21 protein-coding genes are annotated in these 26481 nt (G+C 40.3%); 15 read left to right on the top strand and 6 right to left on the bottom strand.

Annotated elements, in window-relative coordinates:
* Window positions 1–43: 43 nt before the first annotated feature.
* From M2273_RS04535 to M2273_RS04520, 4 genes are all read left to right on the top strand, one after another.
* Window positions 44–1564 carry an SGNH/GDSL hydrolase family protein gene (locus M2273_RS04535; RefSeq protein WP_429393535.1) on the top strand — a complete coding sequence of 507 codons (1521 nt, stop codon included), beginning with the start codon at window positions 44–46 and terminating at the stop codon, window positions 1562–1564.
* A gap of 86 nt (window positions 1565–1650) precedes the next feature.
* Window positions 1651–1914, top strand: coding sequence for a hypothetical protein (locus M2273_RS04530; RefSeq protein ID WP_429393531.1), 264 nt, complete (start codon window positions 1651–1653; stop codon window positions 1912–1914).
* Between the two features lie 150 nt (window positions 1915–2064).
* Window positions 2065–2706 (top strand): hypothetical protein, encoded by a 642-nt coding sequence (locus M2273_RS04525; RefSeq protein WP_429393529.1) that lies wholly within the window; start codon window positions 2065–2067, stop codon window positions 2704–2706.
* Between the two features lie 13 nt (window positions 2707–2719).
* The gene (locus tag M2273_RS04520; RefSeq protein WP_429393526.1) at window positions 2720–3406 is read left to right on the top strand and encodes a hypothetical protein; all 687 of its coding nucleotides are present in this window, start codon (window positions 2720–2722) and stop codon (window positions 3404–3406) included.
* 197 nt (window positions 3407–3603) lie between these two features.
* Here the strand turns inward: M2273_RS04520 and M2273_RS04515 are convergent, their stop codons facing one another.
* Together M2273_RS04515 and M2273_RS04510 are read right to left on the bottom strand one after the other, a co-directional pair.
* Window positions 3604–6042, bottom strand: a complete 2439-nt coding sequence (locus M2273_RS04515; RefSeq protein WP_429393523.1) for a TonB-dependent receptor domain-containing protein — start codon at window positions 6040–6042, stop codon at window positions 3604–3606.
* A 913-nt stretch (window positions 6043–6955) separates the two neighbouring features.
* The gene (locus M2273_RS04510; protein WP_429393520.1) at window positions 6956–8053 is read right to left on the bottom strand and encodes a WD40/YVTN/BNR-like repeat-containing protein; all 1098 of its coding nucleotides are present in this window, start codon (window positions 8051–8053) and stop codon (window positions 6956–6958) included.
* Window positions 8054–8294: 241 nt separating this feature from the next.
* On the opposite strand from M2273_RS04510, the gene M2273_RS04505 reads away from it, so the two are divergent.
* Window positions 8295–9185, top strand: coding sequence for a winged helix-turn-helix domain-containing protein (locus tag M2273_RS04505; RefSeq protein WP_429393518.1), 891 nt, complete (start codon window positions 8295–8297; stop codon window positions 9183–9185).
* 426 nt (window positions 9186–9611) lie between these two features.
* Here M2273_RS04505 and M2273_RS04500 read toward each other — a convergent pair whose 3' ends face one another.
* Complete coding sequence (locus tag M2273_RS04500; RefSeq protein ID WP_429393515.1) at window positions 9612–10481, bottom strand: NmrA family NAD(P)-binding protein; 870 nt, start codon at window positions 10479–10481, stop codon at window positions 9612–9614.
* Between the two features lie 342 nt (window positions 10482–10823).
* Window positions 10824–11267 carry a winged helix-turn-helix transcriptional regulator gene (locus M2273_RS04495; protein ID WP_429393512.1) on the bottom strand — a complete coding sequence of 148 codons (444 nt, stop codon included), beginning with the start codon at window positions 11265–11267 and terminating at the stop codon, window positions 10824–10826.
* A gap of 1361 nt (window positions 11268–12628) precedes the next feature.
* On the opposite strand from M2273_RS04495, the gene M2273_RS04490 reads away from it, so the two are divergent.
* From M2273_RS04490 to M2273_RS04445, 10 genes are all read left to right on the top strand, one after another.
* Window positions 12629–13201, top strand: a complete 573-nt coding sequence (locus M2273_RS04490) for an RNA polymerase sigma-70 factor (RefSeq protein ID WP_429393510.1) — start codon at window positions 12629–12631, stop codon at window positions 13199–13201.
* 147 nt (window positions 13202–13348) lie between these two features.
* Entirely contained in the window at window positions 13349–14395 is a 1047-nt protein-coding gene (locus M2273_RS04485; protein ID WP_429393508.1) for a FecR family protein, read from the top strand.
* 204 nt (window positions 14396–14599) lie between these two features.
* A complete protein-coding gene (locus M2273_RS04480) occupies window positions 14600–17971 on the top strand; it encodes a TonB-dependent receptor (RefSeq protein WP_429393505.1) in 3372 nt (1123 codons plus the stop codon).
* A 20-nt stretch (window positions 17972–17991) separates the two neighbouring features.
* On the top strand, window positions 17992–19629 hold the full coding sequence (locus M2273_RS04475; protein ID WP_429393502.1) for a RagB/SusD family nutrient uptake outer membrane protein: 1638 nt from the start codon (window positions 17992–17994) through the stop codon (window positions 19627–19629).
* 132 nt (window positions 19630–19761) lie between these two features.
* Entirely contained in the window at window positions 19762–21747 is a 1986-nt protein-coding gene (locus M2273_RS04470) for a glycoside hydrolase family 127 protein (RefSeq protein ID WP_429393499.1), read from the top strand.
* 142 nt (window positions 21748–21889) lie between these two features.
* A complete protein-coding gene (locus tag M2273_RS04465) occupies window positions 21890–22120 on the top strand; it encodes a hypothetical protein (protein ID WP_429393496.1) in 231 nt (76 codons plus the stop codon).
* A 187-nt stretch (window positions 22121–22307) separates the two neighbouring features.
* Entirely contained in the window at window positions 22308–22868 is a 561-nt protein-coding gene (locus M2273_RS04460) for a TetR/AcrR family transcriptional regulator (protein ID WP_429393493.1), read from the top strand.
* Window positions 22869–22962: 94 nt separating this feature from the next.
* Complete coding sequence (locus M2273_RS04455) at window positions 22963–23841, top strand: alpha/beta fold hydrolase (RefSeq protein ID WP_429393490.1); 879 nt, start codon at window positions 22963–22965, stop codon at window positions 23839–23841.
* 109 nt (window positions 23842–23950) lie between these two features.
* Window positions 23951–24358 carry a deaminase gene (locus M2273_RS04450; RefSeq protein ID WP_429393487.1) on the top strand — a complete coding sequence of 136 codons (408 nt, stop codon included), beginning with the start codon at window positions 23951–23953 and terminating at the stop codon, window positions 24356–24358.
* A 167-nt stretch (window positions 24359–24525) separates the two neighbouring features.
* On the top strand, window positions 24526–24729 hold the full coding sequence (locus tag M2273_RS04445; RefSeq protein WP_429393485.1) for a glyceraldehyde 3-phosphate dehydrogenase NAD-binding domain-containing protein: 204 nt from the start codon (window positions 24526–24528) through the stop codon (window positions 24727–24729).
* Between the two features lie 127 nt (window positions 24730–24856).
* Here the strand turns inward: M2273_RS04445 and M2273_RS04440 are convergent, their stop codons facing one another.
* Entirely contained in the window at window positions 24857–25774 is a 918-nt protein-coding gene (locus tag M2273_RS04440; protein ID WP_429393482.1) for an NADP-dependent oxidoreductase, read from the bottom strand.
* Between the two features lie 214 nt (window positions 25775–25988).
* Window positions 25989–26213, bottom strand: coding sequence for a hypothetical protein (locus M2273_RS04435; RefSeq protein WP_429393480.1), 225 nt, complete (start codon window positions 26211–26213; stop codon window positions 25989–25991).
* Window positions 26214–26481: the final 268 nt, after the last annotated feature.

Raw genomic sequence — 26481 nt, 5'->3', positions numbered from 1 at the left:
GTCTTCAGTATTTGCGGGTGAAGACAATAATGGAAGACCTATCATGGCAGTTAATATTGCCTCACTAATTTGGACGGTTAAACAAGTCCGTGGATTATTTGAAGTTACTATCCCTGTGAATAGTTCTCATATAACTGGGGCAACAGTCGTAAATATCCCCGCTCAGGGTGAATATGAAATTACCTTACAAGTAAACCTCTCTGACGGGTCAAGTGAATCTAATACTAAAAATTTCAATTTCCGGGATTATTTAATAGTATCAATTGGTGACTCATTCGCTTCAGGACAAGGAAATCCTGATGTTCCAGCCATTCCTTCAATTGATGAAAAGGCCGCCTGTAAAGCAACAACTTTATTGTTAAGTGTTACAAAGTTAAAGGATAAGTTGGTTAAATTTTTAACCGGACTTAAGGAAGAAGTTAAAGATAAGATAGCAGAATCCATTCCCTACCTCGGGAAAGTTATAGTGGCAGATATCAATGCATTGGGAGATTTAATAGGATTTGTAAAGGATAGAGTTTCAGATTTGAAAAATGTGGTAGTAAATGCAGGTAAAGATGTTGTTGGATTAGCTATGGAAAGTGGGGAGGAAGTTGCAAGTTGGTTTGGTTTTGGAGACGGAGGCGAGTCTGAGGAGATTCAGTCCAAAGCCGCTAAATGGCAAGAACCAAAAGCATACCGATCATATCGTTCAGGACATTCTTTAGCTGCCAGGCAGATAGAGACGGCGATGAGTAATCGTTGTGTTACCTTCCTGTCTTTTGCCCGGACAGGCTCGGAAATAAAAGACGGATTATTGGGACCACGTATGGTAAACCCGAATGCATTTGGGACAGAGTCTTTAGATAACATTTCACTTGATGGCTGGATAGGCAATAAAGGTCAAATTCAGGAAGCTATAGACACAGTTAAAAATAGACCGGTGGATGCTTTAATAATCTCCATTGGTGTAAATGACCTTGGTTTTTCAAGCCTTACTTCGGATTCTATACTTTGGGAAACGGGCGAAAAAAGGAAAGACAGGGTTGCTACAACTGAAAAAAAAATAATGGATGATTTCCCGCGAAACCTGCAACTACTAAAAGACACTATTGATAATCAACTCAGGCCAGGGAAAATTTTCATAACCGAATATCCAGTTGGTGTTTACAAAGAAATAGAAACTCAAGGTCCCTGTGGTGTTTTGGGAGTTAAGGATCGCCCAATTCTTGGTAAGGGCTTTTTAGATCTTGACACTTCCGACGCTAAAGCATTAGGAGCATTGGGCATAAAACTTAATAATAAGATCCGTGAAAAAGCTGAGGAATTCGGATGGATTTTAGTTGACGGAATAGCATCAGGTTTTGATGGTCATGGTTATTGCTCAAAAAACTCGTTTTTTGTTTTTGCAGAAGAATCATGTTTAAAGCAAGGTGATTTCGAAGGCATGTTACACCCTAATGAGTTAGGTCACGAAGTAGCTCGGGATTGCATTGCGAAAGTATTACAAAGAGAACTTTTCACTCGCGAAGCACCTGGTCAAGCGAATTGGCTTGAACCTGTATTGCATGTTATGATGACTTGAAAAACAAGGATGTCTTTTGCCTTAGGACTCGTGGGAAGATAATATATAGTTAATATAATCGTAGCAATTAACAGAAAGGATTTGATATGGCAACTAGAGTAACTGGGAAAGTAATTACCTTGATTGCGGATAGGCAAGGTGCATTTATAGGGCTGGACAATGATCCTAAATTAGGTCCTAAAGACAATTTATGGAGATTGAAACTTGATCATGCAAATTATAATGCACTGTATTCACTTGCGCTTGCTGCGGCTGCTAATCGATGGTCACTAAATATTCGAATAGAGGGGGATTCTCCAATCGATGTCTCTGTCGATGCTGCTATTAAATCATTCGGAGTAGCATTGTGACTGAGCGACAATTATAGTGATCGATTTAAATACAAGCGTTATCTTTTAATTTTCCCGTACAGCCAGACTGTATGTTATAAACTTTGCACGAGTTGTAAAATGCGGATATCGGGTCCCGATTAGTTGATTTACCTCTTTTAATTCTTCATTATGGAACCTTCTGATTTAGCAGAATCAATAAATGTCGTCGATAATGATATTGCTTCCTGGCAGAATAAAATGCTGCCATCAATGCAAAGAATGATTATTGGCCTCGCCATATTTTTCTTCCTGGCAACCCTGTGCCAATTGGCATACCTACAATATGTTGTATTGTCTTTCCCCAAATTAGATCTATCTGAAACGCTTGTTTATCTGACTCCCAACGAAAAAAGTACATTTCAGGAAAGAAAAGAAGCGGTTATTTTGAAGTCTCAGATTTTATTGGAAAATAATACACTGGCACGAAGGCATCATCATGCCTATATTACCCTGATGTCAAGTATGTGGGTAAGGTATTTAGCTTTTGTAACCGGGATGATATTAGCACTAATTGGAGCAATATTTATTCTAGGTAAATTACAAGTAGAAAGATCAGTAGTTGGGGCATCAATTTATTCTGCAAATCTTTCCATAAAAAGCTCTTCACCAGGTATTATTCTTGCCGTTATGGGAACCTGTTTAATGATAATGACTATAGTGATGCAGCATACGGTTAGTGTAAATGATGCGCCTGTCTATTTGGAGCCAGGAACTGTTTCCCTTACTCCAAAAGGGCCAAAAGTGGTTTTTCCGTTAGATTCGATCAAATAATTAATTTATTACTATGAAAACTCTGTTTTTCCCAGCGATCATTTTAATATCGTTGGCATTTGGAAACAATTCGATAGCACAAACTGAACTAATTCTTAGCGACCGTGATTTAGTAGAAAGAGCTAATCAATATGTTGATGGGAAAGATTTTAGGAAAGCAGAAGCTTGTCTATATGCCTTAATTCAACGTAATGCAGAGCCATATCGAACAGATCAGAGGTTTAAAGCTGAAATTAATCGCGCTTTGAAGGAAGTTCGAAAGAACAAGGCGGGACCGGGTTCCTCTGGGAAAGCTGATGATCTTGGATTATTGGGGTATGTAAAAAAAGCTTTGAATGAAAAAGATTCAGAAGACCAAAAAAAAGCAACCACTACTGTACACGTAGGGGCAAGTAAGACTAGATCAGGAGTTTATAAAGATGGTAAAGGAGTTGAGTATCAAATTAACAGAGCTGGAAACAGCGTTTGGTGGACAACAAGAGATTCAAAGGCCCAATGGCCAACTATTCTGTATGGAAAAATTAGTGGCAACATTATAAAGGGTGAGTGGGCTTTTATGCCTCATTTGCAAAACACGATGTCGGGTACGATCAAACTAAAGATTTTAGATTCACAAAGACTTCAGGTTCAGGAAGTAACAGGGGACACTCAAAATCTTCTTAGAATTTCTGCAGGAACGGTATTGACGTTTACAAGGTAGCTGGTGTTTACTTTATTTCCTCTTTGTGCCCCCAACCTGGATATTCCGGGAGGCTTGACCATGTGATTCCGTTCTCCTAATTCATGTATTTGTATGAAAGGTATCAGTAAATTGATTTTGAATATAAGAGCATTGGCACGATCAAAGTGTTACGAAAAGGAACAAACCAATCAACTGGCTGCACGTTAGAAATGCTTTTAGTTCCCCGAAGGCGCTCCCTGAACATCGTCATTACTGATGCCCCTCTTGCTTTTCTTCACCGATTCTTTCAGCTTGCCGAAGCGGTAATTCAGGCTGACGGTAAAGCCTCTGAAGTAAGCACGGTTAATATTTGTTTGGGTAAAATCGGGTCCAAATGAATTCCTGATGTTATTCCTATATTTAGTGAAAGGGTTATTGACCGTGGCCGAGAACGAAAGTTTATCCTTCACCACATCTTTATTAACCGTGAACGATACACTGGCATAAGGGTTTGAAGTACCCTGGATGGAAAGGTTAGGGCCATTCAGAAACACGTTGGTGCTAACGCGCCAGCCCTTCTCAAAATTATAACCGCTGTTGACCGATGCACCATACATAAAGCCCTGATTTTTTACCAGCTGACCATTCACAATACCCTGCACACGGCCATGCGCAATTCTTCCGTTGAACGATGAGCTCCATTTTTTGGTAATGGGGTAATTGATATTGCCGTTGAAGGTAAACAGGCGGGCCTTACCGGTGTTATCAAAACTGTTGCGGGTAATATTCGTGGCCGGATCGAAAACGACAACAGGCATGATCAGGTCATTAAAATAATTATAGCCAAGCATCAGGTTCAACGAAGCCTTTTGGGTTCTGCTATAACCTAACTGGATATTATTGGATACCGCGGGCCGGAGGTTAGGGTTCCCCGACGATTCGAAATTTGGGTTCGAGCGATCTACAAAGGGGTTTAGCTGGTATATACCCGGGCGCTGTATCCTTTGTGAAAACCCGAGGTTTACTGTACTGGAGTTTTTAAACCGTTTATTGATACTTACTGAAGGTACGATATTAAAGAAGTTTTTGTTCAGCTGCGATGCGGTAGAAATAAAGTCGGCATCGATCTGTGTCTCCTCTATCCTGGCGCCTGCTTTAAAGCTCCAGTTTTGCAGGGTGTAGCTATAGCTGTTATATGCGCCCAATACATTTTGGCTATTGTCAAACTTATTGCTTCGCGATGGGTCGGCCTCAAAACTGCCTGTTGCCGCATTATATCCGAGGTACTGAAAATCACTGTTGTTATCGCGCATAATTGCTTTCACCCCCATTTCAATAGTCAACTTGTTTATTGGGTGTACATAATCTACCTGGAAAGTCTGTTCAGAAGATTCGCCTTCGTTGTTTTGCAGGTAATCGGGCGTCGTATAGTTCACGCGGTTTGACGCCGTCAGCGCCGCATGCTGCCTGTTGTTGAATGTATAATACTGGTACGAAAATGTGAGCAGCCTTTGCTTGCTGTTTTTAAAACCCAGCTGGTAATTTAAAGCCACATTCAGGCCCCTGCCGCCTGCCGTATTGTTATTGTACAGGTCGTACTGCTGAACCATGTTGCCTGCTTCGTTCAAAACGGAACTTTGCGTATTGATGCCGTCCTGGTTATTTCCGTTAATATTGAATTGCCCCGAGATAAGGTCAAGGTTGTCTATTTCGTAGCTGATCCCAACTTCCGTATAGCCATTTTTGCCATCCCATTCTGTCGAGTTATGCTGGTTGAGGCTGGTAGAGTTGCTCCCGGTAGTAAGTCTTGTAATGGAATTGAGCACTTCGGGCGAATTGGAAATATTCGCGCCAAAATAGCCCGATAGCTCCAGCTTGCCCTGTTTAGACGAAAACGACCCGCCCAATCTTGGGCCGCCTACCGGGAATACTTGGCTGACGTTTAGCGTACCATTGTACCCGTTATTCACTTTTTTATTGGTTACAATATTGATGATACCCGCCATTCCCTCGGCATCATACTTTGACGAAGGGTTGGTAATTACTTCGATGCTTTGAATGGTTGACGCAGGCATGCTTTTGAGGATATTTTTGGGGTCACGCTCCATCATACTCGATGGCTTGCCGTTAACAAATATCCGGTAGCTGCTATTTCCCTTCAGAAGGATATTGTCGTCGCCATCTACGCTCAACAAAGGCACTTTCCGCATCATCTCCAGCACACTGCTGCTTTTGCTGTCGGGGTCGGATTTTAAGTCGTAGGTGAGTTTATCAATCTCTTGTTTAATGATGGGCCGATCGGCTGTAATAGCCACCGTTTTAAGCTGTGTAGTTTGTTCGCTGATAGCAATGCTGCCCAGATTGGTGGAAGGTTTCGTATTTTCTGTCAGATCGACAGGGAGTGTTTTTGGGTTAAAACCGACACTTATCATCGAGAGGAGGTATTTTCCTGATGGCAGTTTTTCAAACCTGAATGTCCCGTCTGTTTTAGTCACGGCTGTGCGCACTAATTGCTTTGCTTGGTTGCGCAGGTTTACGGTTACATAGCCGACCGGTTGTTTCGATAGCGAATCGGTGGCAACGCCGTTTACTGCAAATAATGCCTGCCCGGCCTGTCCGAATGCCGCGATTCTAGCGAGTGAACACAGGATGATGAGTAAAAACTTTAATTTCATGATGTGATAGGTAAATGTTTGACAATATTTTTTTGAGCCCTTCCAATGAATGTTGTAACTTGCATAATACCATGTAATACATAGTACTATAAACATATGACAACAGCCTCAACGAATTTGTTACACTTACTTGAAATAAAAATTTTATAAAACTGCAGCGGTATCAATCGCCGTTTTTGAATGGGCCTTTGATGTATGCGGAGGCTGTACTCAAGCCAAAGGGGACCCAAAAGCATTGATCGTTCCCAAACCTGAACCCAATAATGGAATGAGGTATGACTGGAGCTGGACATTCTGGAATGCTTGACTATGCTGTTCCCTGCGCATTAGATCAATGAATTGTGTTGTTGAATAATAACCTGGATTCAAATTTATTTTGTTGCAGGCTGTCCGAAAGCACCAAACGAACAGCTGACAGCTCCTTAGTAATCCTGATCGATCACTAACCCGGCCTGCTGATGAACCTGCTAACGCTTAAGGCCTTGAACGTTCCGATCTTTCACCATGTAGGGGCCTGATGGATTCGGACCCATTACCAAAGAACTTGCTGATGCATTACAGGGTGTAGAACATGTCCCGCTTGCCAGCGAACCTGAATCGGTTCATTCTATTTCGGGTGAAACTGATTTGAAAATGTATAGGCGGTTAAAAAATGCTCTAAAGTGTAAGTTTTTAAGAAAGATGGCAACTAATCGTGAAAAACAAGTATGAAAACAAGAACCCTTTTAAAGTGAGTGTAATATATAAGGAGGAACAAAAAACTCCATGTCATTTACGTCTTTAAAAAAGAAAGGGATTATAAAAACGGCCTTCAATTATTTGAAGGCCGTTTAAAGATTTTGTATTTCATAATTTATTTAATTACTTAAGAATTTAAATCAGCAATACACATTATTTCTGAGTTTGGAGTTTTTCAACATCCTTTATTTGGTATGACATAAATTACGTTGCCCGAAACAGATAAATTGAAGCCATAATTTTCTACAGAAGGAAGTAACAGTTGTTTCCATGTTTTGCCCATGTCAGATGACCGGAATATACCATCTGAGCGGCCACATATTAAATATTTGCCCATTTGTTTAATAGATAAAATATCCGATGAAGATTTAACTAAGCCTATTTTTTTCATTAATAAGCTACTCCAGGAAGGCTGAAGTTCTTCACCTATGGCATTCCAGGTTTTTCCACTATCCAGTGAAATGTGTATGCTGTTTGTTTGGGTTATTGTGTTATAAACTATAGCAGCAAATCCTCTATCGATACGTTCCACAGCGATGCCAACGCCCCCTTCACTAATCACACCATCCCAGTTTTGACCATTATCGGTCGACCTTAATATTCCATCTTTGCTGGTAGACAGAAGTACACCGTTTGACTCTACCAATTTCATTGAACCGTCTCCAACATGCATTTGTTTCCAGGTTTTTCCACTGTTAGTGGATCTAAAAAGGCAGTTATTGGAGCCAATGAAAACTGTGCCTCCGGCAGTTTCAAAAACGGAGCGTACTTCTCTCTCTTTATAATTCTTGTACATCCAATCTATCGTTTTGTCTATGCGTACGGCTTGCTCTTGAAAATTTGTGTACATGGGCGACCAATCACTCGTTCCGTTTATTTTTTGTAAAAATTGCCCCCTGAAATTATATGCAAGTATCCCATTCTTGCCAGGGGCAATCTCACGCTGTTTACCAGGGAAAATCTCTTTTGTCCAAAAAGAAGTTGTGGAATTTGGTTCACTGTGATAAACCCCATTGCCGGCAAGTAAATAGAGCCCACGGTCATTTGCAAATAAACTATGACTCCACACACCTTCTCTCTGCAAATTTTCAGGCAGTCCTTCGCTAATGTCCTGCCATGTTTGTCCGCCATCAGTAGATTTGAAAACGATGTTTACAAGCCCTGATTTAGTCCCTGTTGTTTTCTCCCCTGCTTCCTTTTCTTTTAGTACAAAAGAATTTAGTAGAAATAATACCAGGAGGATAGCCGGAACAAATACAAATAATCTTTTCATTTTTTTAAATTTAAAGTAAAATATATTGATTAGTAATTAGCGGAAAGTAGCAAGTCGGGCAATACACATTATTTCTGCCCTCCTTTAGTTTTAAAATCAAATAATCAGGCTGTATACAACGTTTCTTTTATTTTTCATATCCTTTCAAATTTGATTCAGCGAAATTACTTTGAGATATTTCATCGCGGAGAATTTGGATTGTAAATAAAAATGTAAACTTTGTAAATAAAAACTTGACACTATGCATCTTAGCCGAAGTCTCCTCTACGGGAAACGCAAATACCTGTTCGGATTAATATTACTCTCGTTTATCTCTGTAATCTGCGCGGTTTTCAGTATGACCGGCAGTGACGACTTTATTATCGCCAGAAGGGAAGTTTTACTCCGGAGGATAGGAGATGAACTACTCACACAGTCGGGCGACAGTAAATCAAGGGTACTTCCGGTAAAAAAGATCGCAGAAAATGAATACCAGATCAGGTTTGAGCATGAGCTAACTTTTCAACCGGATTCCCTGGTAAATACTACCCGGCGTTTGTTGGCCAAAGACCCCCTCGCACATGACTATGTTGTTAACGTTTTGAACTGTGGCAACTCCAGTGTAGCTTATGGATACGCTATATCCAAAAATAAAAAAGATGATATTGTAGCTTGTAAAGGAAGAGTGCAACCCAGAGCATGTTACATGATCAACGTTAAATTCAAACCGAAGGGCATAAATACAGCAAAGAATGGATATCTTCTGGGCAGCCTGCCATTTTTAGCATTTATTGGGTTTATTTTTTTGAGATCGGTTAAGCCGCGAAGAGCGCTACCGGACGGTCAGTATACTAGTATGTTCACTTTGGGCTCGGCGTTGTTCGATGCAAAGAATCGGAAGCTGATAATAAATGGAAAGACGATAGACTTAACCGGAACTGAAACGCGTGTACTGCATATTTTCGCGGCATCTCCTAACGAGACCATAGAGAGAAGCCGGCTGCAAAAAGAGATATGGGAAGACGAAGGTGTTATTGTGGGCCGCAGTCTGGATATGTTCATATCAAAACTCAGAAAAAAATTGGAATTTGATCCCAATATCAACATTGTTGTTATACGCGGCAAGGGATATAAGCTTGAGATTAACTCTTAAGAAGAATCTCCTCGCTCCGAGTTGATCTTATTAGAATTCAATTTGGCATTGTAGAATTTTATCTTGAATTACTAATGTGGTATCATTAAAAGAATTACTCAGCGCCGGAGTCCCCACGAACCAATTTTTAGATGACCTGAAACGTTTAGCCACTCTGTTTAACGACTGAGGCCGATTTGAAATATCTAACCCGTTTTTGATTGAACCGCCGCTCTAAAATAAAGTGCATTTGCATTGCAGTCGTTTTTATGCTTAAAGTTATACCAGTACACTTGACTTACTTATTGCTCTACAAGTTTGGTGGTAGGTGTAATGAGCTTTAGCATGTTTTATTGCATAAATAGGCGGCGGGAAGATTATTAATTTAATCTCGTTTCGATTGAACCGCTCATCAATAGGACTTATTATTACTTCTTGTCATTTATCTCAAACCGTAAATGCTGGGCGATTCTTTTCAATAAAATCAGCAAACGTCATAGGGCGCATTCCCGTAATTTCTTCTATGGTATTATTGAAATTAGGAGTGCCAAAGATATTATCACTTTGTGTACTGGCAACATGATTTTTAAAATGATCATAGCTTCCCAAACCAATCGAGTCAGACATCTCTTGTACACTCACTTGTTCGTACAGAATATCTTTCCCAAGGATTTTGCTGATGATTTTAGCGATTTCCGTGTAACTTAACATTTCAGGTCCAAATAATTGGTAAATTTTGCCAACATGCTGATCCGGATTAGCTAATATGCTACCCACCGTCCTTGCAAGATCTTCGCCAGCTACCGGAGCGTGTTTTGCATCACCAGGGAAACTCATTTGTAACTTGCCAGCTTTAATTTGATTTGAGACATACAAGAACCACTCAGCAAAAAAAGTTGGTCTAAGGTCCGTTGTTGGAATGCCTGTCCATTTGAAAACCTCTTCTGATAAAAAATGACGGATTGTCGCCGGACTTTTTGAAGTTGAACTCACTTGTTTTTGCGACATATTTACAATAAATTCAGCGCCAGCTTCTTTTGCAGCTTGGGCGAATATCACGGTTACATCCAAAAGATCGGGACTTAATGGGTAGCAGAAATATCCTCTTTTAGCACCCTTCCATGCTAATCTGACATCATCCAAGTTTTGCATATCTCCTACAAAAATCTCAGCACCAAGTTCTTTAAGCCGGGCAGACCGAGCATCTTCTTTGTGCACCAGCGCCCGTACCTCGAACTCTTTTTTCAATAGAATCTCAACAGATGGCGCTCCAGTGGAACCTGTGGCACCCGTAATCAAAATTTTAGGTTTTTCCATTTTAAGTTTCATAATCAGTTCTTAATTAAGCTGAAATCAATTGCGATTGCCAAAAGTGTCGGTGTAGACGAGCCCTGTTAAACAATTACCTTTAATATCAAAACATTTGCAAATCTAACACCTCGCATACTCAAGAAGGTAATTGCAATGTAATTTAACTTGCATAATGCAAGTTAAATTACATTGCAAATTTTAGATGTTACGATAGTTTGGTAAATAATTTTTACAATCTGATTGCCGACACTCAGAGACTATGAACTTCAATAAGTACCTTGGAATACTCCGGTTTTAAGATGAAAAATTAACAAAAGTGACAAACCCAACTGTCTAACATGGATGACATCAAAGGGTTGTAGATTGTGCTTTTCTTTGGTTTTCTGCACGCATTCTTGCTAATTCCTTATACTTTTTGATCGTTTCCTCCCGATCAGGTTCGTATTCTATTATTAAGTCGGGTTCAACCCCTGGCGGGAAATTGGATAATCCCCAAATGGCTAATTCCATAATAACAGGAATTAAGTTGATGCTTTTTTCAGTCAGGATATAGTTGAACTTTGATTTTTTGTCGCGGGCTACCAGTTTTTCGACAAATTTTTGTGATTCCAGGATATTTAAGCGGTCCGCCAGAATATTTGTTGCGATTTTTTCCTGGGATTGCAGGAATTCATTGTAAGATGATTTACCCACGAAAATCATATCTCTCAGGATTAGTAAAGTCCACTTGTCACCAAGTATATCGAGCGAGAAGCTTATAGGGCAATTGGAACGTGGCAGGGCTGATTTCATAAAAGAAACTTTAATGCTTTATGCAGGTCTATTATTGTTGTGCTTTTGTAAGTCAATATGTAAATAAAATATGGTGTTATAAAATAGTACCGATAATCAACGGTATTGCGTGTAAGATGATCGTGGCTGTAATAATTGATAGGAATGGATGAAACACGACCGGCAAATACTTTGCTCAAGTCATTTTACAAGACAGAGAAATTATAAAAAATGGCCTTCAAATATTTGAAGGCCATTTAAAGATTTCATATAAAATCTTTTGACTTTAAATCCCACATGGGATTTTTGTACTCAGCGCCGGAGTCGAACCGCCATAATTAAAACAACAAAGCCCGATATTTTCATATCAGGCTTTGTGTCGATTTGTTTAAGTACTCCTGACGATACAAATATCGAACCGATTTTTGGATGATTTGCAATTTTTAATGCGTTTAACGGCCTGAAACAAGCTTTTTATATATGATGGCGGAAATTTATCGAACCGTTCAACCGCTATTTGGAATTATATGTTTAGTTGATTCCGACTTGTGACCGGCGGTTATGAGTTCGTGTAGCATGCCGACAGTATCATCCTTAATAATTAGAGCGTTTATATATCCATTACTAGTATCGGCTACGATAGATTTGTGAGCGGTGTGATACAACTAACCACCTAAAAGTTAAATGTGATGTACGAAGATTTAATCACTTGTTTCGCAAGAAGTGATTGCTAACGAGTTAGATACTCGCTTTGTTCATTTTTTTAGATAAACATTTGTTATTCAATATGTTTTTATATTTATTGTGAATATTCACCGGTCCGTATGAAGGACGAATTGGCCTCCAGGATTTAGGTGTGGCGCAAGGAGGATTGATCGAAGCGCCAAATGGGACCTGGTATTCTTATTTGTTCCGTGATTATGGTGCGGTGGGTCGTATAACCGTATCTTGCAAATAATCGTTTTATTAACACTTATTTATGAGGTAACAAAGTGCCTTATTTATTAAACTTTTAAGTTTAATAAATAATAATGAATGCTGTTTAATCGGTTAAAATAACAGGACTTTGTATTTCACTTGTTAACGTTAAAGTTAAAATTTAATTATTAGTGTTCTATATACAATTATTTTTCCTTTTTTTACTTGTAAATAAAAAATATTGCTTAGCTTGCCTCTAATTATAACCTAAGTAGTGTTCATGACACGCTTATATGCTAATGCAGTATTGATGATAGATGAAATGTGAAAATGCACAATTCACTGAAATTAAAGACACTCATCAAATAAAGATGTGTTAAATAAGTTTACAAATTAACTGTTCGTAATTATACTAACAGAATGAAGCTATTGTTCCTGTTTTGCAAACGCACAAAGCAATAAAAATGAAGAAGTTATGTGATCTTCCGGATAACGAGTTAGTCGAACTTTTCGGACAGGGAGATATTACAGCTTTTGAAGAAATTTATAACCGGTATTGGTTAGATTTATATGCGGCTGCTTATAAACGACTTAAAGAAAGAGAGCCCGCAAAAGAAATCGTCCAGGATTTTTTTACAAGCTTTTGGATCAACAGAACTCAGGTTAAAATACAGTCTTCTCTTCAGGGATACTTGTTTACATCAATAAGATATTTAGTATTAAATTATAAAAGGGCCGAGGCCGTAAGAAACACTTATAATGAATTATTACTGCTGGTGAATGATCGTTTTGATAACTCTACTGAGGAAAATTTCAGGTACAAGGAGTTAAAAGAAAGAGTTGACATGGAGGTAAATCAATTACCTACCAAATGTCGGTTTGTTTTTGAACTAAGCCGCAATCAATATAAAACTAATAAGGAGATAGCCCGGCTTTTAGGGATATCCGAAAAAACCGTAGAAAATCATCTTACTAAAGCGCTCCGCTATTTACGGGTTAATATTAACGTCTTCTTTCTTTTTTTCTTCCTTTGGTAGGTGTTTAAGAGTAATCCTGTTTTATCAGGTTTTAAGAACAACTTTGTTTTTTTTCAAAAATTATTCTGGATAAAGTAGGGGGTAGGGCCTGCTCAGGTTACATCTTATTATAAACCATAATTAAATCTTGTCTTTAACAAGCACTTAATGAAAAAGAAACTACCTGCCGATCTGTTGGAGAAATATTTTGCCGGCAAATGTAATGAACGGGAAAAGGCCGAGATACGTTCCTGGTATGAATCATTTGAATTGGATCAGGACGATGTTTCCAGTTTGTCCGAAGATGAAAGGGAAGCTTTCAAAATATTGATGTGGAACAGCATCGGGAGCCATATTAAAGATGCTGAAAATGACAATATTTTTCAACTTCGTAAGCTACGGTCAACGCGGTTCAGGTCGGTTATATATTGGGTAACCAGCAGTGCCGCGGTATTATTAATCCTGTTTCTTGTAAAATATAAGGGGCCTTCCCAAAACCCGGTGCCAGAAAATAATGAAAAAGTAATGCTCACCAATACCTCGAATGCCATCCGGAAAATAATACTTTCTGATAGCAGTATGGTGTGGATAAGCCCAAAATCAACATTAACTTATTTAAAAGTATTTGATAAGCAAAAGCGGGAAGTAACCTTAAAAGGCGAGGCTTTTTTTGAAGTAACAAAAGATCATAAACGACCCTTTTCAATTTATACCGGAAACATTATAACAAAGGTATGGGGGACAAGCTTTCGCATCCGGTCTTATACGGAGGATAAGACCACAAAAGTTGATGTGGTTACCGGAAAAGTTTCTGTAAGCGTTGCCGGCCAAAAGGAAAAAAATAAGGTATTAAATACCGCAGGCCAAACCAATGATTTAAACACGGGGGTAATGTTGTTGCCCAACCAGGGAGCTGTTTATGATAAGCAACTTGACCATTTGCAAAAAAATAATGAAGTGAAGGACGTATCTATAGACATGTGGAAAAAGATGAGTTTGTCTTTTAATAACACACCGGTAAAAGAGGTATTTGCTGTACTAAATAAAAGCTTCCATGTTCATATAAGTTCCAGTGATGAAAAGATCAACTCAGATTATTTGAAGGCCGATTTTACTAATGAAAACCTGCCTGCTATCATGGAGATACTGAAAAAAACTTTGGATGTAAGCTACAGTGTGCATGGAAGCGAATTTGTACTGGAAAGCCATCAATAACCAATTATATAAATAACCAATTAACCCCTAATAATTAAAAATATGAAAAAACGAATTAGTACTTAATCCCTTAAATTTTCTTGAAAAAAGAATAGGAGTGCTGGAGACACTCCTAAATCTTTTTATACCCGGAATGCGACGCCTTATACAGGTGATCCGGGCAGTTCTATGTCTCAATTTTTATCAAAAGAAACACTTAAATGTATGAAGATTTATTTACAAAACCATTTTGACTGGTTTAAAATTATGAAAGTCACTTTTAGTCAGCTCGTAATAGCACTCATTTTTACAGGAATGTCCTATGCTACTTCAAGCAAAGGACAGGCTGTATTGGACCGGCGGCTTGATTTTAATATCCATAACTCGAGCTTGAATACAGTTTTGAAACAATTGGAGAAAGAAACAAATTTAAAATTTGTTTATCGCAAAAGCCTTGTTGAAAAGGAACAGGGAATATCTATTGATGCAAAGCAAGAAAAGTTAAAGGAAATACTTACTGAACTTTTACAGTCAAGGGGAATTACCTTTGAGATCATTAGCGACCGTATTGTGTTAAGTAAAGTCAATAAAGATGATAACACAACCGGTTTACCTGCTGCTAAGGAACAGATTGTACCTGCAGAAGTTAATGCAACAGAAGTTAATGCCAAAACTATAACCGGCAGGGTAACTGATGAAAATGATAAGCCCATGCCCGGGGTAAGCGTTAAAATTAAAGGCACCAGTTTAGGTACACAAACAGATACAGATGGTAAGTACTCCTTAAGTGTTCCTGATGATAATGCCACGCTGGTGTTTTCTTTTATTGGTTATATACAGCAGGAAATTGTACTTAACGGCCGTAATATCATTAATATACTGCTTAAAGCATCACCTAACTCGTTAAATGAAGTTGTTGTAATTGGCTATGGGAGCCAAAGAAGAGCGGATGTAACCAGTTCGGTTGCTACAGTAAAGGCCGAAAATTTTGTTAAAGGACCTGTGTTAGATGCCGGGCAGTTATTGCAGGGCAAAGTTGCAGGCTTAACGGTTGCAGCCCCAAGCGGTAACCCAACCGATGGTACACAGATTTTATTACGGGGTAACACCACGTTATTTGGTGCTAATTCTAACCCTTTGGTAATAATTGATGGGGTCCCCGGCGATCTTAAAACGGTAGCTCCCGAAGATATAGAATCAATAGATGTATTAAAAGATGGTTCATCGGCGGCTATTTATGGGGTTAGGGGCTCTAATGGTGTGATTATTATAACCACCAAAAGGGCAAAAGGAACAAATACCAACAGTGTTGATTACAGTGGCTACACCACTACCCAGGTTATTTCAAAAAAGCTTGATATGCTTACCGCGCAAGATTACCGCGATCAGATTAAAGCAGGAACAAGACTTGCCTCATGGGATGCCGGAAGTAACACCGATTGGTTAAAGGAAGCAACCCGGACACCGTTTACACAGGTTCATAACCTGACTGTAAAAGGCGGAAACGGCACAACCAACTACCTGGTTTCTGCAAATTATCGTGCGCTGCAGGGTATTTTTAAAAGGAGCGACAATAATACCTTTACCGGCAGAATTGACGTAAATCATAGTATGTGGGATAATAAACTGAAGTTTAATTTCGGCTTACTTAATCAAACCAATAATTTCACGAGAAATGATAATGGATCTATTGACGGTAGTGGGTTTAATCAATTTGGCAGCTTCAGAGGTTGGATATATAGACAAGCAGTAATCCATAATCCAACGGAGCCTGTACGTAACGCTGATGGTACTTATTTTGAACAAACAGGAAACTTTGATTACGAAAACCCGATATCGCTTTTAAATGAAACTAACGGAGAATCAAAAACTGTAAACTCCCGTATGAATGGTACAATTACGTATAAGCCCTTTAATGATCTAAAACTATCAGCTCTTGTTTCTTACTCAAGGTTTAATTCAAATAATGGATATGCAGAAACCAAAGATAATATATCAACAATTAAAAGTAGTTTAAACGGATTTGCGTCAGTAAGCGCGAGGATGTCAATTGATCGGCTGACGGAGTGGACTGCAGAATATTCTAAAACCCTGAATGACCACCATATTGTAGTTTTAGGAGGTTATGGTTACCAGGAAAATGTTACCACAGGTATGTATGCCGATAATCAGGATTTTCCAACCGATATTTTTGGTTACAATAACATTGGATTAGGTGAAGGGATAAAGAACAAACTTGCTAATGTACAAAGTGGTAAAATAGAGACTAACCTGATCAGCTTTTTTGGAAGATTAAATTATAGTTATAAAGATAAGTACCTGCTAATGGCCAGTTTAAGGCGTGAAGGAGCCAGTCAGTTGTATGGAGCAAATAACCCCTGGGGTAGCTTTTGGGCAGTTTCGGGAGGTTGGAGAATCACCAATGAAAATTTCATGAAAGATCAGGAATTGTTTGATGATATAAAACTGCGGGCAGGTTACGGTATAACAGGAAATCCCCCATCAGCCGGTTTTCTGAGCCAGCCTCTAATAAATTATGGTGATTATGTGTATTCAAATGGTAAATGGACACGGATTCTGAAGCCTGCTACCAATGCTAATCCATTTATCAGGTGGGAAGAAAAAGCAGAAACCAATATTGGAGCCGACTTTAGCTTGTTAAAAGGAAGGATAAGCGGTAGCATTGATGTTTATAAGCGTCAGATCAAAGGGTTGCTTTATGATTATTCAGTGCCAAGTCCCCCAAACTTATACCCAATTACAACTGCCAATGTGGGAAAAATGGAGAATAAGGGTATAGAGGTAATGTTAAATTTTGTGCCGGTAAAATTAAGGAATTTTGTATGGAATACAAGTGTTAATTTTTCAACTAATACCAACAAACTGGTTAGTTTATCAAACGAATTGTACCAAACCACTACGCCTTATTTCACCACAGGATTTGCCGGTATACCGGTTCAAACCTTTACCAATATTGTAACTATAGGCAAGGGCATCGGCGATTTTTACGGATATAAAGTTATTGACATCGATGCAAATGGTAAATGGATATATGAAGGCCGGGATGGCAAACCGGTTAAGTATGATGATCTTGCGCATAGCTTTGAAGACAAAAAAGTAATTGGTAACGGCCTGCCCAAATTTTACGCGGGTTGGAACAATAGTTTTTCCTATAAAAACTTTGATTTGAGTGTTACCATGAGGGGGGCATTTGGTTATCAGATCATAAACTCTCAAAGAATGTATATGGAGAACCCTACCATTCAAAATTATAATATTTTAAAATCTGCTTACAATCCTGTTTTTGGAAAAACTGCATTGAAAGTAAATGCATTGGAGTTTAACAGCTATTATGTAGAAAACGGTGATTTCTGGAAGGTTGACAACATTACTTTTGGTTACAATTTCAATAAGATAAAAACCGGTTATCTAAGGGGCGCACGTATCTACGTGTCAACTTTAAACACCTTCACTATTACTAAATACAAGGGTTTGGACCCGGAAGTAAACAGGCTTGGCTTAAGTCCGGGTATGGATGATCGTGATAAGTACCCTACTACCCGTTCATTTACTTTGGGAGTGAATTTGAATTTTTAACAATTGAAAAAAATCAGACAATGAAAAAGTCAAAAAAAATATACTTAGTTATTGCAGTATTTGTTGCTGTAATAACAATATCAGCTTGTACCAAATTAAAAGATACACCATATACGGCTATTATATCCACCAAATTTAACCCAACTCAGGATGACCTGGCTGCATTGGTGGGAGCAGGGTATTCTCAATGGCGTTTTATACTGCTTGACTGGAATGGTCTGTGGCGGGCGCAGGAAATTACAGGCGATCAGCTGGTTATACCTAAACGGCCCTGGGGGTGGTTTGATGATGGCGTTTACCAAAGGCTGCACAAACACACCTGGACCACCGATGATGACGTGGTTAATCAAACCTGGTCCAGAACGTATGCAGGCATTACAAACTGTAACAGGATCATTTATCAGATAGAATCGGGCCTTATCCCGATCACCGCAGGGAAAGAAGCAACCCTGGCCGAATTGAAAGTGCTGCGGGCCTCATACTACGCAATCTTGTGCGACTTTTATGGTAATGTTCCCATTGTAACAAAGTTTGATTTGCCGGCCGGCTTTTTGCCTAAACAAAACACCCGCACCGAGGTATATGACTTTATTGTTAAGGAGCTTACAGACAATATACCCTTATTAAGTGCCGAAAATAATGTGGCTACTTACGGGAAGTTTAATAAGTGGGCAGCCTATACACTACTTGCCAAAATGCATCTGAACGCAGGTGTTTACACCGGAACACCTAAATGGGCTGAATGTATTGCTGCCTGCGATGCTGTTATAAACTCAGGAGCAGGGTATATATTGGAACCTGCCCAGAAAAATGTATTTGTAACAGAAAACCAAAATTCAAAGGAGATCATTTTTGCAATACCTATGGATGAGGATTATACCAACAACTGGAATGCTTTTGATCTTCACATGCAAACATTGCAGCAGGAAAACCAGGCTACCTATAATCTTAAAAATACACCCTGGGGTGGTATCTGTGCAATCCCTCAGTTTATAAGCACGTTTGATCAAAGCGATGCACGGTACCAGAATAATTGGATAAAAGGTCAGCAATATACTTCGGCTGGTCAGATGCTCTATGTTGCTCAGGGCGATTTTACAGGCAAACCACTAAGCTTTGTTAATGAACTGCCCGGACTTGAAAAAGGAGAATCTATACATGGTTTTCGCCTGGGTAAATTTGAAATAAAAATGGGCGCCACCAACAGGTTAAGTAATGACTATCCTGTTTTTCGCTATGCAGACGTATTGATGATGAAGGCTGAATGCCTATTACGTACCGGGAAGGCAGATGCCGCCGCCGTTATAGTTACCCAGGTTAGGCAACGCGATTTTGCATCAAATCCTGCTAAAGCTACTGTTACCGGAGCGCAGCTACAACAAGGTAGTTCATATGTGTATGGCCTTCAGGATAATGTAAATAACCAGCATACTACTGAAGGTGGTGCCGATATTCAATATGGCAGGTTTTTAGATGAGCTGGGCTGGGAGTTTGATCAGGAAGGCCACAGGCGCACCGATATGATCAGGTTTGGAGCATTCACTAAAAAATCATGGTTGTCTCATGCCGCAACTAATAATATAAACAGAATATTGTTCCCCATACCAAGAACACAAATAGAAAAAAATGCTAACCTGAAGCAAAACACAGGCTATTAATAGAATAAATAAAGTCAGTAACAGAGTATAGGACAACACATCCGTTGTCCTATACTCTTTAGTAGAGAAGAAATCGAGCGCGGTTTTAAAATAAACTTAATAAGTAATAAGCTGATATAAGATGTTCGTAAAATGAGAAAGTTAATAATTGCATTTTTAATGTATGGGAGTGGGGCTGCTGCGCAGGTAAAGGACTATCCCATTAAACCGGTAACTTTTACACAGGTAAAACTGGATGATCATTTCTGGTTACCGCGTATCGAAACCAACCGTACCGTAACCATTCCTGCATCGTTTGCCCGTTGTGAAAATACAGGCCGGGTTAAAAATTTTGAGATGGCAGCTGCCAGGAGCGGAAAGTTTTGTACCAAATTCCCTTTTGATGATACCGATATTTATAAAACTATAGAAGGGGCATCATATTCAATGGCTGTACATCCCGATGTTAAGTTGGATAAGTATGTAGATTCGCTGATAACCGTGGTTGGAAAGGCGCAGGAGCCAGATGGCTATCTTTATACCGCCCGTACCATTGATCCCCTGCACCCGCACCCATGGTCGGGCCCGGAGCGATGGGTAAAAGAAAATGAGCTAAGCCACGAGCTATATAATTCCGGACACATGTTTGAGGCCGCAAGCGCGCATTTTATGGCTACGGGAAAGCGTAATTTCCTGGATATAGCATTAAGAAATGCAGATCTGCTAATCAAAACGTTTGGTCCGGGGAAAAGGCATGTTGCCCCCGGGCATGAAATTGTCGAAATGGGGCTTGTGCGCCTATACCGGATCACCGGGAAAAAAGACTATCTGGATCTGGCTAAATTTTTTATTGATGAAAGGGGCAGGAGGGAGTATGATAAGAATAGTACAGATGAATGGAAAAATGGTATGTACTGGCAGGATGATAAACCGGTTGTGGATCAGACTGAAGCCGAAGGACATGCCGTACGAGCTATGTATTTGTATGCCGGAATGGCTGATGTTGCTGCTTTAACCGGCGATAAACAATATATTGAAGCTATTGACAAGATCTGGAACAACATGGTAAGCAAGAAAATTTATGTGCAGGGCGGAATTGGGGCTGTACCCGGAGGCGAACGTTTTGGTGCCGATTATGAATTACCAAACGCCACAGCTTATAACGAAACCTGTGCATCTATAGGTGAGGTTTTTTGGAACCAGCGCATGTTTTTATTACATGGCGATTCTAAATATATTGATCTGCTGGAGAAAGTGCTGTATAATGGATTGATCTCAGGTGTGGGTTTAGATGGAAAATCATTTTTTTATACCAATGCCATGCAGGTAACAAACGGGTTCACGCATCCTGCTTTAGAACCCGGCAGATCAGGATGGTTTGAGTGCTCCTGCTGCCCAACTAATATGGTGAGGTTTTTGCCGTCTTTACCAGGATATATATATGCTCAAAAGGATAATAGTGTTTTTGTTAATCTCTTTATTGCCGGGTCTGCCAATCTTCTGGTAAACGATAGAAAGGTCAGTATCACGCAGCATAACAATTATCCCTGGAAAGGTTTGTTATCATTTGCTGTTGAACCCGCATCACCCGCTGTTTTCGCCCTGCGGATCCGCATACCGGGATGGATATGTTCAGAAGCTATCCCTTCAGACTTGTATGCTTTTGAAAATAAATCATCGGCAAAGATCAATATCAAACTCAATGGCCATCCGGTTAAATATCATATGGAAAACGGTTATGCTGTTATCAATAGGCAATGGAAAAAAGGTGATGAGCTGCAGTTGGATCTTCCGATGGAGGTTAAAAAGGTTATCGCTCATAAAGCTTTAAATGATAACAAGGATAAAATAGCCTTACAACGTGGTCCAATAATATACTGTTCCGAATGGAAAGATAATGAAGGTAGTTTAAGTAACCTGATCATTCCCAAAAATACCGTTTTCAAGCCTCAGAACAAGGCTGGTTTATTAAATGGGGTCACGGTTTTACAAGGCGAGGTTATGAGAAAAGATAGTTTAGGCGTAAAAAAAGTAATGCTTACCGCAATACCTTATTATTCATGGGCAAACAGGGGAAAGGGCGAAATGATGATTTGGTTCCCGCAGGATGTTAGTGCAAAGCGCACAGGTACAAACTAAAAAAGCAGATGTTCGCCATATCGCTTGCGCAGGCGGTACGCAAGAGCATTGAAAGCCCGGTTGTTTCAACAACCGGGCTTTATTTACATCCATCAATAATTATTTCCCTGGAGATGTCAAAATTTCTACGCCCAAAGGCGGGATGAGCATTGGGATGGAATTTCCGGCTTATGTAGATGCCTGGGAATTACACAGGCGGGCACTGAAGGAAGGTATTGGCATTACCTCCGGTCAAATATTTTCGGCCACCAATCAATTCAATAATTATATCAGGTTAAATTACTGCCCCATTTGGAACACGCGTGTTGATAAGCATTTAGAAAAACTGGCATTGCTGATCATCAATTACCAGGCATATAACATCAATTCCTGAATTGGCCTCTATCCGGATCCGGAAATTGATTTTATGGTAGATGCAATAGCAATGCCTTTGCCGAACAAGCATCTGTGGTATTATTTAACTTTTATATGGCACTTTTCGTTGTTAATGCTATAATTAATTTATTTTACCGAACGTTCAGTATATTTGATTCATAATTCAAAAAGAACAATTTTAAAATATGCGTACTCAAAAAGTTGACCCTGAAAATGTAGACCTGAAGCTGTTTAAAACCTTTAGCGAACTTGGTTATGATGGCGCATCAATGGAATTGCTGGCCCAGGCAACAGGATTAAAGAAAGCCAGTTTATACCACCGTTTTCCAAATGGAAAAAAGGAAATGGCACAACACGTTCTGAGCATTGTTGAGGAATGGATACTTCAAAATATTGTTTCGGTATCGGCAAATAAAAAACTAAAACCCGAAACCCGGCTCAAAAAAGTTATTACCTCTATTGATGAATTGTATAATGGAGGAGCAAATAATTGCCTGCTCAGAACATTAACTATAGGTACAGATGCCGAAGCATTTAAAGAAAAAGTGAACAGTTGCTTTAACCTGCTGGCAGATGGTTTTACAGATATTGGCATTGACCTCGGCTTATCGTCAAAAGTCGCGGGGCAACAGGCAAAACTTATTAATCTCCTTATCCAGGGTTCACTTGTACTGGCCGGAGTTACCGGAGATAAAAATTATTTTAAAAACTGCCTGACCAAAATACCCGCATTATTAACTGCATAATTTAATCTGATACCAACAATTGTAATATTAATCAGAGAAAAGGAGTTTGGAATCTTATTATTTACCGAACGTTCGGTAAATAAATTAAAACAACATGAAAAATCAAACACAACATCACTTCATTAAGATCAATGGAGTGAACATTTTTTACCGTGAAGCAGGTCCTAAAGATGCACCTGTATTAGTGTTACTGCATGGCTACCCAAGTTCATCGCACATGTACAGAAACCTTATTAATGACCTATCAGACAAGTACCATTTAATTGCCCCTGACTATCCGGGATATGGCAGAAGCGAACAACCCGCCATCGCTGATTTTGCTTATACCTTTGAAAACTATTCTGTAATAGTACAAGAACTATTAAACCAGCTTAATATTAAAAAATACAGTTTATACCTCATGGATTACGGCGCACCGGTTGGATGGCGCATTGCATCTAACCACCCTGAAAGAATTGAGACCCTGATTGTTCAGAATGGCTGTGCCTATGATGAAGGCCTGGAAGCTTTCTGGGATCCGATCAAGGCTTATTGGGCCGACAGAAACAACAAAGAAGCAGAAACCGCATTAAGAGGGTTTCATGATGCCAATGGCTTGAAATGGCAATATACCCATGGCGTACCTGATGAAAGTGTGATTAGCCCTGATAACTGGGAAATTGACCTGCGTCACCTGGAAAGACCCGAAAACGGACAAATTCAGCTCGACTTGTTTTATGATTATCGTACCAATGTGCCTTTGTATCCAAAATGGCAGGAATACTTCCGTACTTATAACCCGGAGATGCTGATCGTGTATGGTAAAAATGATTATATATTCCCGGTTGCCGGCGCTGAAGCTTATAAAAAAGATATCAAAAACCTCGAATATCATTTATACGATGCCGGCCACTTTGCTTTGGAAAGTAACGTTAACGAAATAGCTGCCACCATAAGGCAGTTCCTTGATAAAAAAACAGGAGCTCAAAAATAATATCACCATAAAGCATACCATTGATCAGTAAACATCAATGGTATGTTTTTACCATTATTGATAACTTTAATAAAAACATTTTAAGCTTAAACATCACCAAGCATAAGCTATGGACATAGTAACTCATAAAACATACATGGATCGCTGCTTTAAATTGGCTGCAATTGCAACATCACAGGGAGAAAGCGAAGTGGGCAGCATTATTGTACTTAACGGTGAAATTATAGGAGAAGGGTATGAAAAAAGTCGTCAGCTTAAAGACGTTACCCGCCATGCCGAAGTCGTTGCCGTTTTAGATGCTATACAAAAGCACGGAACATGCGAGGGAGCAATATTATATTCAAATGCAGAACCCTACATACTCTGTTCCTACGTTATCAGACATTATAAAATTGCCTCGGTAGTGTTTAGTAAATATTGCGGGGAGCTGGGTGGAACCAATGAAAAATTCAATATTCTGACGACCAATGTAATCAAGAGTTGGGGAGTTGCACCTACTGTTCATGTTTATCTATAAAAACCACCATTATTCCTTTAAAAACTACCATACGATACTATGTATGGCTTGTAACTTTGCTGTCATGACCGGGTAATTTGTGCTTCTAATAACCACCTTTTGGAAACCATTAAAACACATTCCCTGTTACTAAATTCAATACAAGGTGAAAAACATAAAAAACAATTATGAAAAAATTAGCAATCAACGGCTTCGGAAGAATCGGCAGGGCCTCGATCAAAATAGCCCTGGAAAGCCCAGAATTAGATGTAATAGCTATTAACGACCTCATGCATATTGAAAATGCAGCCTACCTGTTAAAATTTGACAGTGTATACGGCCGCTATAATAATACGGTAGAGGTTAAGGGTGATGACGCCCTATATTTATAAAGACGCTAACGGTTTTAGCGGCTTAATGCGGGGAATCTTCCTTCCACTGCAACTCATCGGTGGCCTTGTTTGTGCCTGGATGTGGGTAAAGAAGGGGAGGCCATGACCGCTCGACCTCCCCGGGTCCTTACGGGCGAACGCGGACAATCGTCTTACCCTTGACCCGATTGGTCGAGTTATATTCAGCGACCGCGTCGTCGAGCGTAACGATGTTGCTTATATTCGCCCTCAGGCGGCCTTCACGGAACCTCCGCGCAATTTCACTCAATTGGGCGCGATCGGCTTCAACGACAAAATCGATAGTCAGAACTCCGGCTGGCTGCGCCTCGATCGGGCCGGCAACGGTTACAAAGGTTCCTCCGGCGCGAATCACGCCCAAAGATCGCATCGCGATGTCGCCGCCGAGGACATCAAAAACCAGATCTACCTGATCGATATCTTCTAATGTATCATTATCAAGGTCGACGAACTCATTTGCGCCGAAACGGAGCGCCGCTTCACGGTGCGCGGCGCGTCCGGTGCCAATGACATACGCACCGGCCTCACGTGCGAGCTGGACAGCCATCGAACCAACTATACCAGCCGCCCCATGTACGAGGACTCTTTGCCCCGACTGAAGGCGGCCATGCAGAAACAGCCCCTGCCAGGCAGTCAGACCCGGCATCACGAGCGCAGAGCCATCATTGAAATCAATATCATCTGGCAGCGGTGCAAGGTTTCGCGCCTCAATGGACACGTACTCTGCCAGGGAGCCATTGCGATACCAATCCTGAAGGCCGAACACCCGTTGCCCTACTGACAACCCTGTCGTGCCATAGCCAAGCACTGTTACCACTCCGGCCATTTCGTGGCCGGGGATCGACGGCGTGCGGTCACGATCAGCACGATCGGTCCAGGTCGACGGCCACGACAGCTCGTCCCCGGTAATACTGCCTGCATAAACCTGAACGATGACATCGTTTATCGCTGCCGGCGGTTCAGGCAACTCTACCAGTTTCATTCCGGCTAATCCCGCATCCTGGTCTGTTACAACAATTGCTTTCATAATACACCTCCTTTTTTGCTCATCAGCAAATACCCACTTTATGAAGTGATATTGCCGTATGCTATTGTTTTCATTTTTTTAGTTTTTAGCGTTAATACTTATCATTACACTTTCCGGGAAAACACTCCTGAAATAACAGAAGGTCGGAAATCTTGTTTTCAGCGTGTCAAACCTCCAGGCACCTTCAGAGAAGGTCGATTCGACCCGACAACGGTCAGATCGAGCCAGCCGGCGTAACGGCGGGAAAGTCCTTCTCAGGATCGAACACATTATTGAAAAAATTCGTAAGGGTATACATCGCCACCAGCGCGATGATCTCCATGACGTTGGCATCCGTGAAGCCGGCATCGCGGACCATTGTCACATCGGCGTCCCGCTTCGGATCGCTGGCATGGCCCTTTCGGGCGAGAATGATTTCATCGGCCGGCAGCTTGGCCATATGCTCGGCCGTAAGCTGTGAACCGTCAGGCAGTAGTTGTAGCCATTCCCTTCGGAAACAGCAAGGCCGATGCTGTCACTGGTCTTCACGTCGAGCGCCTTACTCAAGGAGCCGAACAGGGTCACCCATGTGTTGAACGCGATCGGGCTCTGCGCGAAGGTCGCCATCATATTTGGGCTAAACCCGATAGTTGATACCTGCGATTGCGACGTATTTCCATTACTATCCAGGGCCACTATTTTCCAGTAATAGGTTGTTTTTGATGTTG

The organism is Mucilaginibacter lappiensis, assembly GCF_050433765.1.
GTDB lineage: Bacteria > Bacteroidota > Bacteroidia > Sphingobacteriales > Sphingobacteriaceae > Mucilaginibacter > Mucilaginibacter lappiensis_A.
The sequence above is the reverse complement of the archived record's forward strand: the minus strand, read 5'-3'. Positions and strand labels throughout refer to the sequence as shown.